The organism is Kribbella hippodromi (assembly GCF_039531045.1).
In the GTDB taxonomy this organism is placed as follows: Bacteria; Actinomycetota; Actinomycetes; order Propionibacteriales; family Kribbellaceae; genus Kribbella; species Kribbella hippodromi.
In genome coordinates this window covers 104611-119752 of the sequence record NZ_BAAAPH010000023.1, presented here as the reverse complement: position 1 = coordinate 119752, position 15142 = coordinate 104611, and the positions used below count along the sequence as shown (strand labels likewise).

Here is a 15142-nt window from a genome sequence, read left to right as displayed (position 1 = left end):
ACGCTGTCTCATCCACTCCGAGCGCGGAGGTACGCCTGCTCGGCTTGGTTGGGAGCGAGGGACAAGGCAGTCCGGAACGCGGCCTGGGCTTCGGTGCGGCGATCGAGGCGGGTCAAGAGATCGGCCCGGATCGCATGGAAGAGGTAGTAGGTAGTCAGCGGAAGCGCATCGACCAGCTCCAGCGCGGCCGCCGGGCCGGTGACTTCGGCTATCGCGACAGCGCGGTTGAGCGCCACCACCGGAGTGGGTTCGAGCGCCAAGAGATGGTCGTACAGCTGAACGATCTGCGGCCAGTCGGTCGCCGCGCCGGTGCGGGCGTCGGCGTGTACGGCGTTGATCGCGGCCTGCAGTTGGTACGGACCAGGCTGATTCCGGCGCAGGCACTGCCGGACCAGCGACTGCCCTTCGGCGATCAGCGCACTGTCCCAGCGAGTGCGATCCTGATCGGCCAGCCGGACGAGCGAACCGTCGGCCGCGACCCGCGCGGGGCGGCGAGATTGCTGGAGCAGCATCAGACCGAGCAGGCCGACTGCCTCCGGCTCGTCGGGCATCAGGTCGACGAGAAGGCGGCCGAGCCGGATCGCTTCCAGGGCGAGCTCGTCGCGAACCAGGCTCGCGCCCGACGACGCCGCGTACCCCTCGTTGAAGATCAGGTACACCACCGCGAGTACGCCCCGGACGCGTTCCGGCAGATCGGCCTCGTACGGCACGCGGTACGGAATGCCCGCGGCGCGGATCTTCGCCTTGGCGCGGACCAGCCGCTGCGCCATGGTCGGCTCCGGGATCAAGAAGGCATGCGCGATCTCCGCGGTGCTGAGGCCGCCGAGCATCCGCAGCGTGAGCGCGACGCGGACGTTCAGCGCGAGCGCCGGATGACAGCAGGTGAAGATCAGCCGGAGGCGATCGTCGTGCACGGCGCCCTCCTCCACTGGCTCGGTCTCGGCCTGCAGCAGCGCCGCCTGGGCCTGCTTACCGGCCCGCGCCGCCTCGCGCCGCAGCCGGTCGACGGCGCGATTCCGCGCGGTCGTGATGATCCAGCCGGCCGGACTCGGCGGTACGCCGCTCTCCGGCCACTTCTCGATCGCCGCCGCGAACGCGTCCTGGACGGCGTCTTCGGCGATCTCCAGATCCCCGAACACCCGCGTCAGTACAGCGACGGCGCGGCCGTGCTCCGCCCGGAAGATCGACTCCAGGCTCGGCTCCGGCGGTTCGGTCACGAGGAGAAGGGCCTGACCTCGACGGCAAGGTTTCGCAGGACCTTGGTCAGCCGCCGCGCCCAGTGCAGTGCCGCGTCCAGATCATCCACTTGGATGACGGTGAACCCGCCCAAATGCTCCTTGCCTTCGGTGAAAGGGCCGTCCGTGACGAGTACCTCGTCGCCGTGCGGTTTCAGGACGGTCGCCGTGTCCGGCGGGTGCAGGCCGGCGGCGAACACCCAGACGCCGGCCGCCTGCATCTCCTCGTTCAACGCCTGCAGGTCACGCATGATCGGGTCCAGAACTTCGGCATCCGGCACGGGTCCGTCGGGCTGGTAGATGCTGAGCAGGTACTGGTTCATCTCTGCCTCCTTTTCAGCTATACGAGCGCCCTCAGCCAGGATCGACAGGCAGCACCACGGTGATTTCCAGTCCACCGCCGGCCCGCGGTACGGCCGTCACCGTTCCACCATGCGCCTCCGCCACCGACCGTACGATCGACAACCCCAAACCGGCGCCCTTCCCACCCACGAGCCGCTCCGCGCCGAGCCGGTAGAACGGTTTGAACAGCGCCTCCACCTCGTAGGGCGGAATCTCCGGCCCGGTGTTCGTCACCACCACCTGCACCTCGTCGCCGACGGTCTTGCTGATCACCCGCACCCAACTGTCGGCGTTCTGGCGATCCGTGTTGTGGCGGATGCCGTTCTCGACCAGGTTGTGGACGAGCCGCTCGAGCAGGAGCGCGTCGCCGCGGGTGGGGGCGTCGCCGGCGCCGCGGATGACCTCGACGCCGGCCGCCTCCGCCTCACTCGCGACCTGTCCGGCGACATGCGTGACGATGTCCGCGAAGTTCACCGGGTACACGGTCGTGAGCTGTTTCTCCGAGTCGGCCAGGATCAGCAGTCCGTCGATCAGCTGCTCATGCCGTGCGTTGATCGTGAGCAGGCTGTCTCCCAGCTCCTTCACATCCGCCGACGCCGTACGCCGGTGCATCGCGACTTCCACCAGCGCCCGGCCGAGCGTCAGCGGCGTACGCAGCTCATGTGACGCGTTGGCGACGAACCGGCGCTGGCCATCGAACGAGTGGTCCAGCCGCTCCACCATCGTGTCGAACGCGTCGGCCAGGTTCTTCACCTCATCGTCCGGGCCTTTCAGCGCAATGCGTTCGTGCAGGGCGGCCGGTGAGGCGGAGATGCGGCGGGCCGTGTCCGTGACCCGGTGCAGCGGCGCGAGTACGCGCCCGGCGACCAGCCAGCCGAACCCGGCTGCCAGCGCGCCGACCGCGACCAGCGCGATGCTGCCCTGAGTCAGGAACGTCTTCACGGCCGCCTCGCGGACCTGATCACGCTGCTGCGCCAGCACCCGCTCCGCGTCCCGCCCGGTCAGGACCGCGCCGTCCTTGTTCATCACGTACACGTCGTTCTCGGGCGGTGGCGGGGCCTTCGGGGTGGCGCCCGGGCTCAGGTACGTGCCTTTGACCAGCACCCGGTACTGCTGGCCGAGGTTCGCGTTGAACAGGGCGTACGTGACGCCGAGCAGGAGAACGCCCGCGACCATGAACAGCCCGCCGTACAGGAGGGTGAGCCGGCCGCGGAGCGAGAGCCGTTTCAAGGGATGCGGTAGCCGACGCCGGTGACGGTCTCGACCAGCCCCGGTTCGCCCAGCTTCCGGCGCAGTTTGAGAATCGTCAGCCGGACCGCTCCGGTGAACGGATCCACGTGCTCGTCCCATGCCTTCTCCAGCAGTTGTTCGGCCGACACGGTCGCGCCGTCGGCTCGCAGCAGTTCCGCGAGTACGGCGAACTCCTTCTTCGACAACGGCACGTACCGGCCGTCCCTGAACACCTCGTGGCGGGCCGGGTCCAGGGCCAGCCCGGCACGCCGCAGCACCGGCGGATCGGCCGGCCGGCTGCGCCTGCCGAGCGCCAGCACCCGCGCCGCCAGCTCGGCGAACGCGAACGGCTTGGTCAGGTAGTCGTCCGCGCCCAGCCCGAGCCCTTCGACCCGGTCGGTGATCGCGGCGGCCGCGGTCAGCATCAGCACCCGGGTCGCCGATCCGGACGCGACCAACTGCCGGCACACCTCGTCGCCATGCACGACCGGGATGTCGCGGTCCAGCACCAGGACGTCGTACGCGTTGACCGACAACCGTTCCAGCGCCGTGCCACCGTCGCCGGTCACGTCGACCGCGTGGGAATCGTCCCGCAGCCACTCCGCGATCGCTGCCGCCAGCAACGGCTCGTCCTCCACCACCAGTACCCGCACCCACCCATGATCACCGATGCCGCTGTTTCCCCTGTGTTTCCGCCGCTGTGTTTCCGCAGCTGTGTTTCCGCCGCGTTTCCAGGCGCGGAAACGGTCAGGAAACGGCGTACCGCGAAGGCTGTCCGGAAACGAGAGGAGCATCACCGATGCGTAAGACCATCCTGGCCACGACCGTCCTGGCAGCCGGCCTGATCCTGACCGGCTGCGGCGCCGACAAGCCCGACGCCCAGGTCGCGTCCGGCAGTGGGGACCAGTCCGGCGCGCAGTCGAGCGCGCCGACCAGCGCCCCCGCGAGTCTCAGCAAGGACGAAATGGCGGTGAAGTTCACCCAGTGCCTGCGGGAGAACGGCCTGAACGTACCGGACCCGGAACCGGGCAAGGGCCCGATGCTGAAGTTCGACAAGAATTCCGGCATCACCCAGGAGCAGGTGCAGAAGGCGATGGAGGCCTGCCGTCAGTACGACCCGCAGGCCGAAGGCGGCGCGAACCCGCAGCAGGCGGAGAACGGCCGGAAGTACGCGGAATGCATGCGGAAGAACGGCGTGGAGAAGTTCCCGGACCCGAAGCCGGACCAGCGCGGCATCATGATCGGCCCGGGCGTCGCCGACGACCCCGACTTCAAGACCGCGCAGGCAGCCTGCCAGAGCATCCTGGCCACGAAGTGATGCGCAAGGCCCTGACGGCTGCGGTCGTCCTGGTTGCCGGGGGCGCCGCGAGCGTGTTCCTGGTCAACCGGGGCGACACCAGCCAGGCAGCGAAGCAGCCCGCGCAAGCGCTGCCGGTGAACACCACGAAGGTGACGCAGCAGACGTTGAAGGACACCGAAACGCAGGACGGCACGCTGGGATTCGGTACGACGTCGTCCGCGGTGAACCGGGATGCCGGCACAGTCACGTTCGTACCCGGCAGCGGGCAGGAGCTCCGGCGCGGGAACACCGTCTACAGCATCGACAACAAGCCGACGACCTTGCTGTACGGGGCGTTGCCGGCGTACCGGAAACTGGCGATCGGCAGTGAGGGAAAGGACGTTCTGCAACTCGAACAGAACCTTTCCGCGATGGGGTACAGCGGATTCACGGTCGATGACGAGTACACGTCCGCGACCGCCACCGCGGTGGAGGAATGGCAGGACGATCTCGGGCTGGAGGAGACCGGGGTGGTGGAGCTCGGGAGTGTTCTGTTCGCTCCCGGGCACATTCGGGTGGACAGCGTGCAAGGGCAGGAGGGTTCGCCGCTTGGGCCGAATCAACCGGTGCTCAGTTATACGGGTACGACCCGGGCGGTGACGGTCCGGCTCGACGCGGCTGATCAGCGGCTGGCGACGATGAACGCGGCCGTGACCGTCGCGCTGCCGGACGGAAACACGGTTCCCGGCAAGATCGAGAAGGTGTCGACGGTCGTCATCCCGGCCGAGAGCCCGGACAAGGACCCGGAGACCAAGATCGAGGTGATCGTTGCCGTCGCCAACCAAAAGGCGGTCGCGGCCTGGTCGTCGGCGGCGACCGATGTGACGTTCACCGCCTCGGAGCGGAAGAACGTACTGACCGTGCCGGTCGCGGCGCTGGTCGCGCTGCGGGAAGGTGGTTTCGGGGTCGAGGTCACTGACGGGAGCACGTCGCGGTACGTACCGGTGAAGACCGGGCTGTTCGCGAGCGGTCAGGTCGAGATCACCGGCACGGGGATCAAGGCCGGTACGACGGTGGGGATCCCGAAGTGATCGAGCTGCGGGACGTGACGAAGGTGTACGGGGGTGGGGTGAACGCGCTGGCCGGGGTGAGTTTGCAGGTGGAGCGCGGTGAACTGGTCGCGATCGTCGGGCCGTCCGGGTCCGGGAAGTCGACGATGCTGAACGTACTCGGCACCCTCGACCGGCCGACGTCCGGCACAGTCCGGATCGACAGTTACGACGTGGCGCGACTGTCCGATGCCGGGCTGTCCGCGCTACGAGCGACCCGGATCGGGTTTGTGTTCCAGCAGTTTCATTTGGCGGCCGGGGTGCGGGCGGTCGACAACGTGGCCGACGGGTTGTTGTACTCCGGTCTGCGCATGTCCGCCCGCCGCAAACGCGCGGCCGCTGCGCTGGAACGGGTCGGTCTCGGACATCGCCTCAACCACCAGCCGAACGAACTGTCCGGCGGAGAACGCCAACGGGTAGCCGTCGCCCGCGCAGTCGCCGGCGAACCCGCTGTCCTGCTGGCCGACGAACCGACCGGCGCCCTCGATTCCGCGTCCGGCGCAGGCGTGATGCAACTACTCCACGACCTGCACGCCGCCGGCACCACAGTCATCGTCATCACCCACGACCGCGACATCGCCGCCTCCCTCCCCCGCCAAATCCGCATGCGCGACGGCCGAATAGTCGAGGAGGCCCACACATGACGAACGCCGAAAACAGCAACCCAGCGAACGACCCGGCGCCCGGCTCCACCCGCTCGAAGGAGGGGCCCCACCCCGCCGAGCATTCCGCGCGACGGAGCGGTGGGGAGCGGGTCGTCGGGCAGGGCTGTGCGGAGTTGCGGCCCGCTCGTTTGAAGCTGCGGGATGTTGTTCGCGTGGGTGCTGTTGGGTTGCGGACTCGACCGACCCGTGCGTTTCTCTCCGCGTTGGGGATTGCGATCGGGATTGCGGCGATGGTTGCCGTGGTGGGGATTTCGTCGTCCTCGCGGGCCGAGCTCGACGGGCAACTTGATGCCCTCGGCACCAATCTGCTGACCGTCACCCCGGGCACCAGCCTCACCGGTGAGCAGGCTCAGCTTCCACTGGCCGCGGAGAGCATGGTGCGCCGGATTCCGCCGGTGCGGTCCGAGTCGGCGATCGGCAAGGTGGACGACGCCTCGGTGTACCGGACGAACAAGATCCCGGACATCGAGACCAACGGCATCCTCGCGTACGCCGCCCGGACCAACCTGCTCGACACCATCGGCGGTACGGTCCGCAGCGGCAAGTGGATCGACGCGGCGACCGGCACGTACCCGGCGACCGTGCTCGGCGCGGCCGCCGCCGACCGGCTCGGAATCACCCGCGCCGGGCCCGACGTCCAGGTGCTGATCGGCAAGACCTGGTTCACCGTCCTCGGCATCCTCGAACCGGCCGCGCTCGCCCCGGAACTCGACACCGCCGCGCTCATCGGCTGGCCGGCCGCGAGCGGCAAACTGTCCTTCGACGGGCACCCGACCACCATCTACACCCGCTCCGACGACGCGCAGGTTGCCGACGTCCGATCGGTGCTCGGGGCAACGGCCAACCCGGAAGCACCGAACGAGGTGGAGGTCTCCCGGCCGTCCGATGCCCTGGCCGCGAAACAGGCCGCGGGACAGGCGTTCACCGGACTGCTGCTCGGCCTCGGCGCGGTCGCCCTGCTGGTCGGTGGTGTTGGGGTCGCCAACATCATGGTCATCTCCGTACTCGAACGCCGCGCCGAGATCGGACTGCGCCGTTCGCTCGGAGCGACCCGCGGCCAGATCCGTACCCAGTTCCTGACCGAGTCATTGCTGCTGTCCGCGCTCGGCGGGATCGGCGGTGCGTTGCTCGGAGCAGCGGTCACCGCCGCGTACTCCTCGTACCAGAACTGGCTGACCGTGATCCCGGTCTGGGCGCTGGCGGGTGGCGTGATCGCGACGCTGGCGATCGGTGCGCTGGCCGGGCTCTATCCCGCGATCCGGGCCGCGCGATTGTCGCCGACGGAGGCGCTCAGAACAGCGTGACGCCGATGCCGGTGAGCGCGAGCTGGAACAGCGCCACCGGCACTAGGCCCTGCCAGGCGAGCTTCTGCAGCTGGTCCGCGCGCATCCGCGGGAAGGACACCCGTACCCAGATCACCACGACCGAGACGAACGCGACCTTCACCAGCGTCCAGATCCAGCCGATCGACTCCGGTCCCGGCCCGCTCCAGCCGCCGAGGAACAGTACGGTCGTCAGCGCCGCCAGAATCACGATCCCGGCGTACTCGGCGAGCAGGAACATCGCGAACCGGAGCCCGGTGTACTCGGTGTACGGGCCGAAGATCACCTCGGAGTCGGCCACCGGCATGTCGAACGGCGGCCGCTGCAACTCGGCAAGACCGGCGATGAAGAACACCACCATGCCGGGCAGCTGCCAGAGCAGCCACCATGGGTTCCACGCGTGCGCGATCCCGGTCAGGCTGAGCGTGCCGGCCGCGACCGCGACGCTCGCGGCGGAGAGTACGAACGGCAGCTCGTAGCTCATCAACTGCGCCGCGACCCGGAGTCCGCCGAGCAGGCTGTACTTGTTGCCGCTCCCCCAGCCCGCCATCAGCGAGCCGAGGACGCCGATGCTCATCACCGCGAGGACGAAGAACAGTCCGGAGTCGAGGTCGGCGCCGACCAGGCCGGGCGCGAGCGGGATCGCGGCGAGGGCCGCCAGGTAGGGCAGGATCGCGACGATCGGCGCCCACTCGAAGACACGCTTGTCCGCGGCGGCCGGCGTGACGCTCTCCTTCTGGACGAACTTCACCCCGTCCGCGACGAGTTGCGCCCAGCCGTGAAACGCGCCCGCGTACATCGGGCCGAGCCGTGACTGCATGTGCGCCATCACCTTGTGCTCGGCCTGCCCGACCACCAGGGGCGCCACCAGGAAGGCAGCCAGCACGCCCACCACCCGCACCACGAACTCCAGCATGTTGGTAACCCTAGTGGGTCTGACTTGACCTCAACCAGCGTTCAGGTCTCAGGGTGGGGTCATGACTACGATTCTTGTCACCGGTGCCACCGGGCGGGTCGGGCGGCACGTCGTCGCCGGGCTGCTTGCCGCCGAGGTGACCGTTCGCGCACTTGTCCGTACGCCGGAGCAGGCCGATCTTCCCGCTGAGGTCGAGCTCGTCAAGGGCGACATCTACGACCCGGCCGCCGTACGCCGCGCGTCGGACGGTGCCGACGCCGCGTTCCTGCTCTGGCCGTCGTTCAGCTCGGCCGGCGCGGAGGCCATCGTCGGCGAGCTGCCGCGGCGGGTCGTCCACCTGTCGTCGCTGAACGCGTCGTCCGGCGGGGTCTGGGGTGAGATCGAACAGTTGCTGCGCGACGCGGGCAAGGACGCGACGTACGTCCGGCCGGGTGGTTTCGCGGTGAACGCCCAGTCGTGGGCGGACGAGATCCGTACCGGCGACGTCGTCCGGGTCCCGTCACCGGAAGCCGGCCGATCCCTCATCCACGAACGCGACATCGCGGCGGTAGCCGTACTCACCCTGCTCGACGATCACCACATCGGCCAGACGTACGACCTGACCGGCCCCGAGGTCCTCACCCAAACCGAACAAATCCAAACCATCGCCCGCACCATCGGCAAGCCCATCCGCGTACAAGCCCTCTCCGACGCCGAAGCCCGCGAATCCATGCTCGCCCAAGGCGCCGACCCCACCATGGCCGAAAGCGCCGTCACCTACTGGTCCTCCCTCGTCGACAACCCCGAACCAGTAACCCCCACAGTCCCCCGCCTAACCGGCCGCCCCGCCCTGACCTTCGCCCAATGGGCCCAAGAACACGCCACCGACTTCCAGTAGACGAAAGCAACCACCTTGCTCACCACTCATTCGATATCATTCGATATCGTTGGTTCTCGAGGAGGAGGTGGACGCCGTGAGCGACGTTCTCATTCGCGACGTACCCGACGATGTGATCGCCGTGCTCGACCAGCGGGCAGCCAGCCAGGGGTTGTCCAGAAGTGAGTATCTGCGCCGGCAACTCAGCCAAGAAGCCGGGCGTTCCGAGGTTGCCGTCACTCTCGACGATCTCCAGCGGTTCTCGGAGCTGGCTCGTGACCTGGAGGACCCAGAGGTCATGCGGCAGGCCTGGTCATGACCCCAAGTCTCGACAACCGGCGCTGGTTGATCGACAAGTCAGCACTGGTACGTCTTGGCACCGCTCCCGATGCAGCGGACTGGGCGAACCGTATCACCCGTGGACTCGTCCACATCACGACCATGACCCTGCTTGAGGTCGGATTCTCTGCCAGATCTGCAGATGAACATCGCTCGCTGCTGCAGCAACCACCCGTCGCAGCGATGCCGGTGGAGAACGTGACCCCTGCGACTGAGCGCCGAGCTGTCGTCGTGCAGTCGCAGCTCGCCTCGGCTGGTCAGCATCGGGCGCCTTCGGTGCCGGATCTGCTGATCGCCGCGACCGCTGAGCAGACTGGCCTTGTTCTTCTTCATCTGGACAAGGACTTCGAGTTGATCGCCGAACTCACCGGTCAGCCGACGGAGCGGCTTGCTCAGGCCTGACTGAGCGGGAGTTGGACCCAGCCGCCTACGTCTTGGCGGCCGGAGTTGAGGGCGGCGGTGCGGGCGCCGTGGTTGGCGGCGTGGATGGTGCCGATGAGGATCTTGGTGGGGTCGGGGAGGGACTGGGCGAGGAGGGCGCTCAGGTGGCGGCCGTAGCCGTGGCCTCGGTGTTGTTTGGCGAGGATGAGTTCGCCGACTACGTACGCGGGCAGGCCTAGCGCATCGGCGGGGTTGATCATCGCGGCGGAGTAGCCGGCCCACTCGCCGTTGACCGTGACGTCGAACAGCAGGCCGTCGTCGGCGGACTCCTGCAGGTCCTCCAGGCTCTGCAGCGTGGCCTCTTCGGCGTGGTGCGGGTGATCGGCGTCGACCGCCGCGTACGCCTCGCGGGCCTCGTCGTAGTGGTCGACCGTCTTCGCCGGACGGAGCTCGAGCCCGGGCGGTACGTCGCGTGGCTGCAGCGCACTGATCGGCGCCGCGTAGAAACGCCGATCGGGTACGGTCCCGTCGATGCCCGGCGCCGCACTCCACAGCCGGACGTACAGCGGGTTGTGTACGCCGTAATGCTCTTGCGCGGCGGCTGCCAGCGCGGGGAGATCACGTGGTTCCGGCGAACGGGTCATCGGGGTCGCGTCGACGAACGGCTTGTCCAGGTTCATGTTCTCGAACCGCAGGCCGAACATCACCGAGAGATCGTTGCTGACGGCAACCCATTTGTTGAGCATGGATTCGGCCGGTTTGCCCGGGGCGAGGCGGGCGGCGCGCTGGGCGGCGATCTCGAGGTCCTCGGCCAGCAGAATGTCCAGCGCCGCATGCTCCTCGGCCAGCACCGCGAGCCGCGGCCCGTCGTCGGCCCACACCCGAGTGAGCGGGTGCTGCCGGTCGAGGGTGTACCACGCCAGCTCCTCCGCCCCAGGAATCACGATGGTTCGCCCGGCGTCTCGCCGTCAGCCGGTGGAGTCGCCGGGTTGGGCGGCTCTTGGCCGCTCGGCGGTGGAGCGGCCGGGTTGGGCTGCTGGGACTGTTGGCGGGTGCGGCGTTCGCCACCTGCGCGGCGTGGGCGGGCTGGAGTGGCGGCGGCTTGGGCAGGGGCGAGCGGGTCGGGGTCCGGCGAGCCGGGTGGGCGGGGGCCCCAGGTTTCCGCGTCGGGGACGCCGGCGGGCAGGGTGCGGCGGCGGCTCGGGGCGCCGGCGGGGGCGTGATCCGACTCGCCAGGCTCCTTCGCGCCGGGCCACGGCTTGGCGACCCGGGACGCAAGTACGAACTCCTTGCGCAGCGGATGCCCTTCGAACTCGTCCGGCAGCAGCAGCGGGATCAGATTGGGATGCCCGTCGAAGCTGATCCCGAACATCTCGTACGTCTCGCGCTCGTGCCAGTTCGCGCCGGCGTACACGTCGATCAGCGTCGCGAGCACCGGCTGGTCGCGCGGTACGAGGGTCCGGACGAGCAGGTGGTCGACATGCGTACCGCCCCAGAAGTCGGCCAGGTGAGTCACCACCCGAAACCCGTCGGTGAGCTCGTCGGACGCACTCAGGAAGTCGAAGAACGTCAGCCCGACCGCGTCCCGCAGCACCTCATGCGCCGCCACCCACGACTCCGGCGCCACGTCGACAGCGGTCAAGCCGAAGCTGTCCACCGAGGTCGCGGCGATCCCGGCACTCTCCAGCGCCGCCACCGCATCAGCACTCAAGACCCCACCACGCCATCACGGCGCGAACCGCCCGGCTGCACGACATCGCCCGGCTGGACGAGATCCCGGGTCAGCGCGCCCGCCGACGGCTCGTCATACCGGGAGATCACGTTCTCGCCCGCGATCTTCTCCTGCAGTTTCAGGATCCCCTGCAGCAGCGCCTCCGGCCGGGGCGGGCAGCCGGGTACGTACACGTCGACCGGGATGATCTGGTCGACACCCTTCGTCACGCAGTACGAGTCCCAGTACGGGCCGCCGGAGTTCGAGCAGGAGCCGAACGAGATCACGTACTTCGGCTCCGGCATCTGGTCGTACAGCCGTTTGATCGCCGGCGCCATCTTGTCGGTGACGGTGCCGGACACGACCATCAGATCGGCCTGCCGCGGACCGGGCGCGAACGGGATGACGCCGAGCCGGATGAAGTCGTGCCGGCCCATCGACGCGGCGATGAACTCGATCGCGCAGCAGGCGAGGCCGAAGTTGAACACCCAGAGCGAGTACTTCCGCCCCCAGTTCAGCAGGTACCGGACCGGTTCCGGCGCGAGCCGCGCGAGCGCGCCCACGGCCGGCCGCACGGTCGGCATCCCCAGCTCGGTCTCAGCCATGAGACCAGCCTAGTGCCCCAGGTCCTTCGCCCGCGTCGCATCAGGTCCGTTGCCCGCCGAACCTCGCGGGTCTACCGTGATTTGAACAGGACTGAACAGGTTCAGGAGCAGGCATGACGGATCAGCTCGACCAGCAGCAGTCCCGGGCGCTCGCGGTGGAGAGCAACGGGCTGAACGTGATCGCCGACGCGGACCGCAAAGGCCGTCCCGCCCAGTTGTTCTGGCCGTGGTTCGGGGCCAATGTCTCGGTGCTCGGGCTCAGCTACGGCGCGTTCGCGCTCGGGTTCGGGATCTCGTTCTGGCAGGCGGTGATCGCCGGGCTGATCGGGGTGGTGTTCTCGTTCCTGCTCTGCGGCCTGATCGCGCTGGCCGGCAAACGCGGTTCCGCGCCGACGATGGTGCTCAGCCGCGCGGCGTTCGGCGTCCGCGGCAACAAACTGCCCTCGCTGGTGTCCTGGCTGCTCACGGTCGGTTGGGAGACCGTGCTGACCATCCTCGCGACCCTCGCCACCGCGACCGTGTTCGAACGGCTCGGCTGGGGCGGCGGCACGCTGACGAAGGTGATCGCGCTGGTCGTGGTCGGCGCCCTCACGGTGATCTGCGGCGTACTCGGGTTCGACCTGATCATGCGCGCCCAGACCGTGATCACCGTGGTCACCGGTGTACTCACGGTCGTCTACATCGCCCTGGTCGCGGACCGGATCCACTGGAGTACGGTCTCCGCGCTGCCGAGCGGATCGGCGCAGGCGATGATCGGTGCGCTGGTGTTCCTGATGACCGGCTTCGGACTCGGCTGGGTGAACGCGGCGGCCGACTATTCGCGGTACCTCCCGCGGCAGGCGTCGAGTCGCGGCGTGGTCGGCTGGACCACCTTCGGCGGTTCGGTCGCGCCGGTCGTACTGCTGATCTTCGGTCTGTTGCTGGCAGGATCTTCGGAGGAGCTGAGCAAGGCGATCAGCGCGGACCCGATCGGTGCGCTCGCGGCGGCCTTGCCGACCTGGTTCCTGGTGCCGTTCGTGATCGTCGCGGTGCTCGGCCTGGTCGGTGGCGCGGTGCTGGACATCTACTCGTCGGGCCTCGCCCTGCTGTCGCTCGGGCTGCCGGCGCCGCGGTACGTCGCCGCGCTGATCGACGGCGTCGTGATGATCGGCGGGACGATCTACGTCGTGTTCTACGGCGGCGAATTCCTGGCACAGTTCCAGGGGTTCCTGATCACGCTCGGCGTACCGATCGCGGCCTGGTGCGGGATCATGCTCGCCGACATCGCGTCCCGGCGGCGCGACTACGCCGAGGACGATCTCTACGACTCCCGCGGCCGGTACGGAGATATTCGCGCACTGCCCGTGATCACAATGGTCGTTGCCACCGGCATCGGCTGGGGCCTGGTCACGAACACGCTGGCGTCCTGGCTGCAATGGCAGGGCTACCTGCTCGGCGCGTTCGGCCTCGGCGGCAAGGACGGCGCCTGGGCGTACGCGAACCTGGGCGTACTTGCCGCGCTGGTGATCGGCTTCGGGGCGCAATGGTTCGGCGGAAGGACCTCCGTACGCCGGCAGGAGAACGCATGATCGCGCTCAAACACGAGCGGGTTGCCCGGGTACTCGCGCGGGAGATCAAGTCGGGCGTCGTACGCCGCGGCGCGCAACTGCCCGGTGAGGTCGAGCTGGCGAAGCGGTTCGCGGTCAGCCGGAACACGGTCCGCGCCGCACTCGCCGTACTGGCCGCCGACGAATTGATCACCACGATGATCGGCAAGGGCTCGTACGTACGCTTCGACGGTCGGCCGCTGGACGGACGCCTCGGCTGGACGCACGCGCTGTCGGAACAGGGCGTGGAGACACTGATGCGGACCGTACGGATCGAACTGGAGAACGATCCGGTACTGGCCGATCAGCTGGGTCTCAGTGTCTCCGAGTTCGTGGTGATCGAACGCGTCCGGGAGCTCACGGACGGTGCGCCGATCTCCTTCGAACGCAGCCGGATCCCCGCCATCGCCGCCTTCCGCGACCTGCCCGAACGCGGCCTCGACGACAACTCGATCAGTACGACCCTGAACCGCGCCGGCCTGTACTTGGACCACTGCGACCAGCGCCTCCGCGGCCGCCCGCTCACCGACACCGAGTGCCATCACCTCGACCGCCCCGCCGGCACCTGGTTCCTGCACACCCTCCGCACCAGCTGGACCGCCACCAACACCTTCGCCGAACACGCCGACGACCTCCTGGACCCCAACCACTACGAGCTGACCCTCTCCTACCGCACCTCCCAGTAGCCCGACTGCCTAAGGGGGTTGTTGCCCTGGGCATAGGGATATGTGCGGATGTGGTGGGGGGACTCAGGGGCGGACTGTTTCCTCATCGACAGCAGTAGGTCGGAGGAGATCATGTTCGTTTACTCGCCTGAGGCGGTACGTGCGGAGACCCGGTACCGCCAGGACCGGATCCGGCGCGAGTTTCTGCGGCCGTTCTGGTTCCAGCGCAGGCGTAAGCCGGAGCCGCCACGGCCCTGCGCGCCCGAACTGCGGGCCCGGCCCGCGATGTGACCGCTCGGTCACCGCCCCCAGCAACCCCTTTCCACCCGGCGCGGCCGGCTCCCCTGGAGCCGACCGCGCCGCCGTCATTTCCAGCCTCCAGAGCGCTCCTAAGGCACCGCCTGAGGCGCCTAAGTGCGACCGGCTCGCGCGGATAGGGAGGACTTCCGATGTGCGGCCCTACCTCAGACGAGCAGATTTACCGGTGTCGGCAGGGAGCCGGCAGCAATCAACGGAGGAACACATGTTCACCAACGCATCGGTCAAGGCAGAGGTCGACTACCGCAGGGAGCGCCTCAGCCGTGACTTCCGGCACCACCGCACCAGCCGTGGCCGCCGGAGCCTCACCCACCTGTTCGCCCGGAAAGCCTGAAGGGAGGTTCAACCATGTTCATCACTCCACTGAGCCAGGACCTGATCAGGGCTGAGGTGGCGTACCGGCAGGAGCGCGCCACCCGCGCCTTCCGGCCCCGCAAGCGCGCCGCCCAAGCAGCCCAGGCAGCCCCGGCAGCACAGCCGGCGAGCGCCGCCCAGACCGCCCCGCCGGAGCCGCGGCACGCCCGCCGCCCGGTCCGACCCACCAGGGCCGCATGAGCACCCGAACCGCCGTTCCTGATCCGAA

Annotated in this window: 19 protein-coding genes; 11 read left to right on the top strand and 8 right to left on the bottom strand. The window is 68.7% G+C overall.

The window, feature by feature from the left end; translation table 11 throughout:
• Window positions 1–8: 8 nt before the first annotated feature.
• From ABD260_RS30000 to ABD260_RS29985, 4 genes are read right to left on the bottom strand one after another with little or no spacing between them, the layout of a single operon-like run.
• On the bottom strand, window positions 9–1217 hold the full coding sequence (locus ABD260_RS30000) for an RNA polymerase sigma factor (RefSeq protein ID WP_344238878.1): 1209 nt from the start codon (window positions 1215–1217) through the stop codon (window positions 9–11).
• Window positions 1214–1558, bottom strand: coding sequence for a YciI family protein (locus ABD260_RS29995; RefSeq protein WP_344238876.1), 345 nt, complete (start codon window positions 1556–1558; stop codon window positions 1214–1216). Before ABD260_RS29995 ends, ABD260_RS30000 begins: the two co-directional genes overlap by 4 nt.
• 31 nt (window positions 1559–1589) lie before the next feature.
• Entirely contained in the window at window positions 1590–2807 is a 1218-nt protein-coding gene (locus ABD260_RS29990) for a sensor histidine kinase (RefSeq protein WP_344238874.1), read from the bottom strand.
• Window positions 2804–3460: a response regulator transcription factor gene (locus ABD260_RS29985; protein WP_344238873.1), complete on the bottom strand. Its 657-nt coding sequence runs from the start codon at window positions 3458–3460 to the stop codon at window positions 2804–2806. Before ABD260_RS29985 ends, ABD260_RS29990 begins: the two co-directional genes overlap by 4 nt.
• Window positions 3461–3606: 146 nt before the next feature.
• Between ABD260_RS29985 and ABD260_RS29980 the strand changes: the two genes are divergently transcribed.
• Genes ABD260_RS29980 through ABD260_RS29965 form a run of 4 tightly spaced genes read left to right on the top strand, consistent with a single transcriptional unit; the run spans window position 3607 to window position 7164 of the window.
• Entirely contained in the window at window positions 3607–4125 is a 519-nt protein-coding gene (locus tag ABD260_RS29980; RefSeq protein ID WP_344238872.1) for a hypothetical protein, read from the top strand.
• Entirely contained in the window at window positions 4125–5177 is a 1053-nt protein-coding gene (locus ABD260_RS29975; protein WP_344238922.1) for a peptidoglycan-binding protein, read from the top strand. Before ABD260_RS29980 ends, ABD260_RS29975 begins: the two co-directional genes overlap by 1 nt.
• Window positions 5174–5839, top strand: a complete 666-nt coding sequence (locus ABD260_RS29970; protein WP_344238870.1) for an ABC transporter ATP-binding protein — start codon at window positions 5174–5176, stop codon at window positions 5837–5839. The genes ABD260_RS29975 and ABD260_RS29970 overlap by 4 nt, the downstream gene beginning before the upstream one ends.
• The gene (locus ABD260_RS29965; RefSeq protein ID WP_344238868.1) at window positions 5836–7164 is read left to right on the top strand and encodes an ABC transporter permease; all 1329 of its coding nucleotides are present in this window, start codon (window positions 5836–5838) and stop codon (window positions 7162–7164) included. The genes ABD260_RS29970 and ABD260_RS29965 overlap by 4 nt, the downstream gene beginning before the upstream one ends.
• Here ABD260_RS29965 and ABD260_RS29960 read toward each other — a convergent pair.
• On the bottom strand, window positions 7151–8098 hold the full coding sequence (locus ABD260_RS29960) for a complex I subunit 1/NuoH family protein (RefSeq protein ID WP_344238866.1): 948 nt from the start codon (window positions 8096–8098) through the stop codon (window positions 7151–7153). The genes ABD260_RS29965 and ABD260_RS29960 overlap by 14 nt on opposite strands.
• A gap of 61 nt (window positions 8099–8159) precedes the next feature.
• Between ABD260_RS29960 and ABD260_RS29955 the strand changes: the two genes are divergently transcribed.
• From ABD260_RS29955 to ABD260_RS29945, 3 genes are all read left to right on the top strand, one after another.
• Complete coding sequence (locus ABD260_RS29955) at window positions 8160–8975, top strand: SDR family oxidoreductase (RefSeq protein WP_344238864.1); 816 nt, start codon at window positions 8160–8162, stop codon at window positions 8973–8975.
• A 76-nt stretch (window positions 8976–9051) separates the two neighbouring features.
• Window positions 9052–9273, top strand: coding sequence for a type II toxin-antitoxin system VapB family antitoxin (vapB, locus tag ABD260_RS29950; protein ID WP_344238862.1), 222 nt, complete (start codon window positions 9052–9054; stop codon window positions 9271–9273).
• A complete protein-coding gene (locus tag ABD260_RS29945; protein WP_344238860.1) occupies window positions 9270–9695 on the top strand; it encodes a PIN domain nuclease in 426 nt (141 codons plus the stop codon). The genes vapB and ABD260_RS29945 overlap by 4 nt, the downstream gene beginning before the upstream one ends.
• On the opposite strand, the gene ABD260_RS29940 is transcribed toward ABD260_RS29945, so the two are convergent.
• Genes ABD260_RS29940 through ABD260_RS29930 form a run of 3 tightly spaced genes read right to left on the bottom strand, consistent with a single transcriptional unit; the run spans window position 9686 to window position 11990 of the window.
• Window positions 9686–10618: a GNAT family N-acetyltransferase gene (locus tag ABD260_RS29940; RefSeq protein ID WP_344238858.1), complete on the bottom strand. Its 933-nt coding sequence runs from the start codon at window positions 10616–10618 to the stop codon at window positions 9686–9688. The two genes, ABD260_RS29945 and ABD260_RS29940, sit on opposite strands and share 10 nt — an antisense overlap.
• A complete protein-coding gene (locus ABD260_RS29935) occupies window positions 10615–11385 on the bottom strand; it encodes an NADH-quinone oxidoreductase subunit C (protein WP_344238856.1) in 771 nt (256 codons plus the stop codon). The genes ABD260_RS29940 and ABD260_RS29935 overlap by 4 nt, the downstream gene beginning before the upstream one ends.
• Entirely contained in the window at window positions 11382–11990 is a 609-nt protein-coding gene (locus ABD260_RS29930; RefSeq protein ID WP_344238854.1) for an NADH-quinone oxidoreductase subunit B, read from the bottom strand. The genes ABD260_RS29935 and ABD260_RS29930 overlap by 4 nt, the downstream gene beginning before the upstream one ends.
• Before the next feature lie 113 nt (window positions 11991–12103).
• Between ABD260_RS29930 and ABD260_RS29925 the strand changes: the two genes are divergently transcribed.
• The 4 genes from ABD260_RS29925 (at window position 12104) to ABD260_RS29910 (ending at window position 15114) form a co-directional block, all read left to right on the top strand.
• A complete protein-coding gene (locus ABD260_RS29925; protein ID WP_344238852.1) occupies window positions 12104–13558 on the top strand; it encodes a purine-cytosine permease family protein in 1455 nt (484 codons plus the stop codon).
• Window positions 13555–14262 carry a GntR family transcriptional regulator gene (locus ABD260_RS29920; RefSeq protein ID WP_344238850.1) on the top strand — a complete coding sequence of 236 codons (708 nt, stop codon included), beginning with the start codon at window positions 13555–13557 and terminating at the stop codon, window positions 14260–14262. Before ABD260_RS29925 ends, ABD260_RS29920 begins: the two co-directional genes overlap by 4 nt.
• A gap of 502 nt (window positions 14263–14764) precedes the next feature.
• Window positions 14765–14893, top strand: a complete 129-nt coding sequence (locus tag ABD260_RS29915; protein WP_344238848.1) for a hypothetical protein — start codon at window positions 14765–14767, stop codon at window positions 14891–14893.
• A gap of 14 nt (window positions 14894–14907) precedes the next feature.
• Window positions 14908–15114, top strand: a complete 207-nt coding sequence (locus tag ABD260_RS29910) for a hypothetical protein (protein ID WP_344238846.1) — start codon at window positions 14908–14910, stop codon at window positions 15112–15114.
• The last annotated feature ends 28 nt before the right edge of the window (window positions 15115–15142 follow it).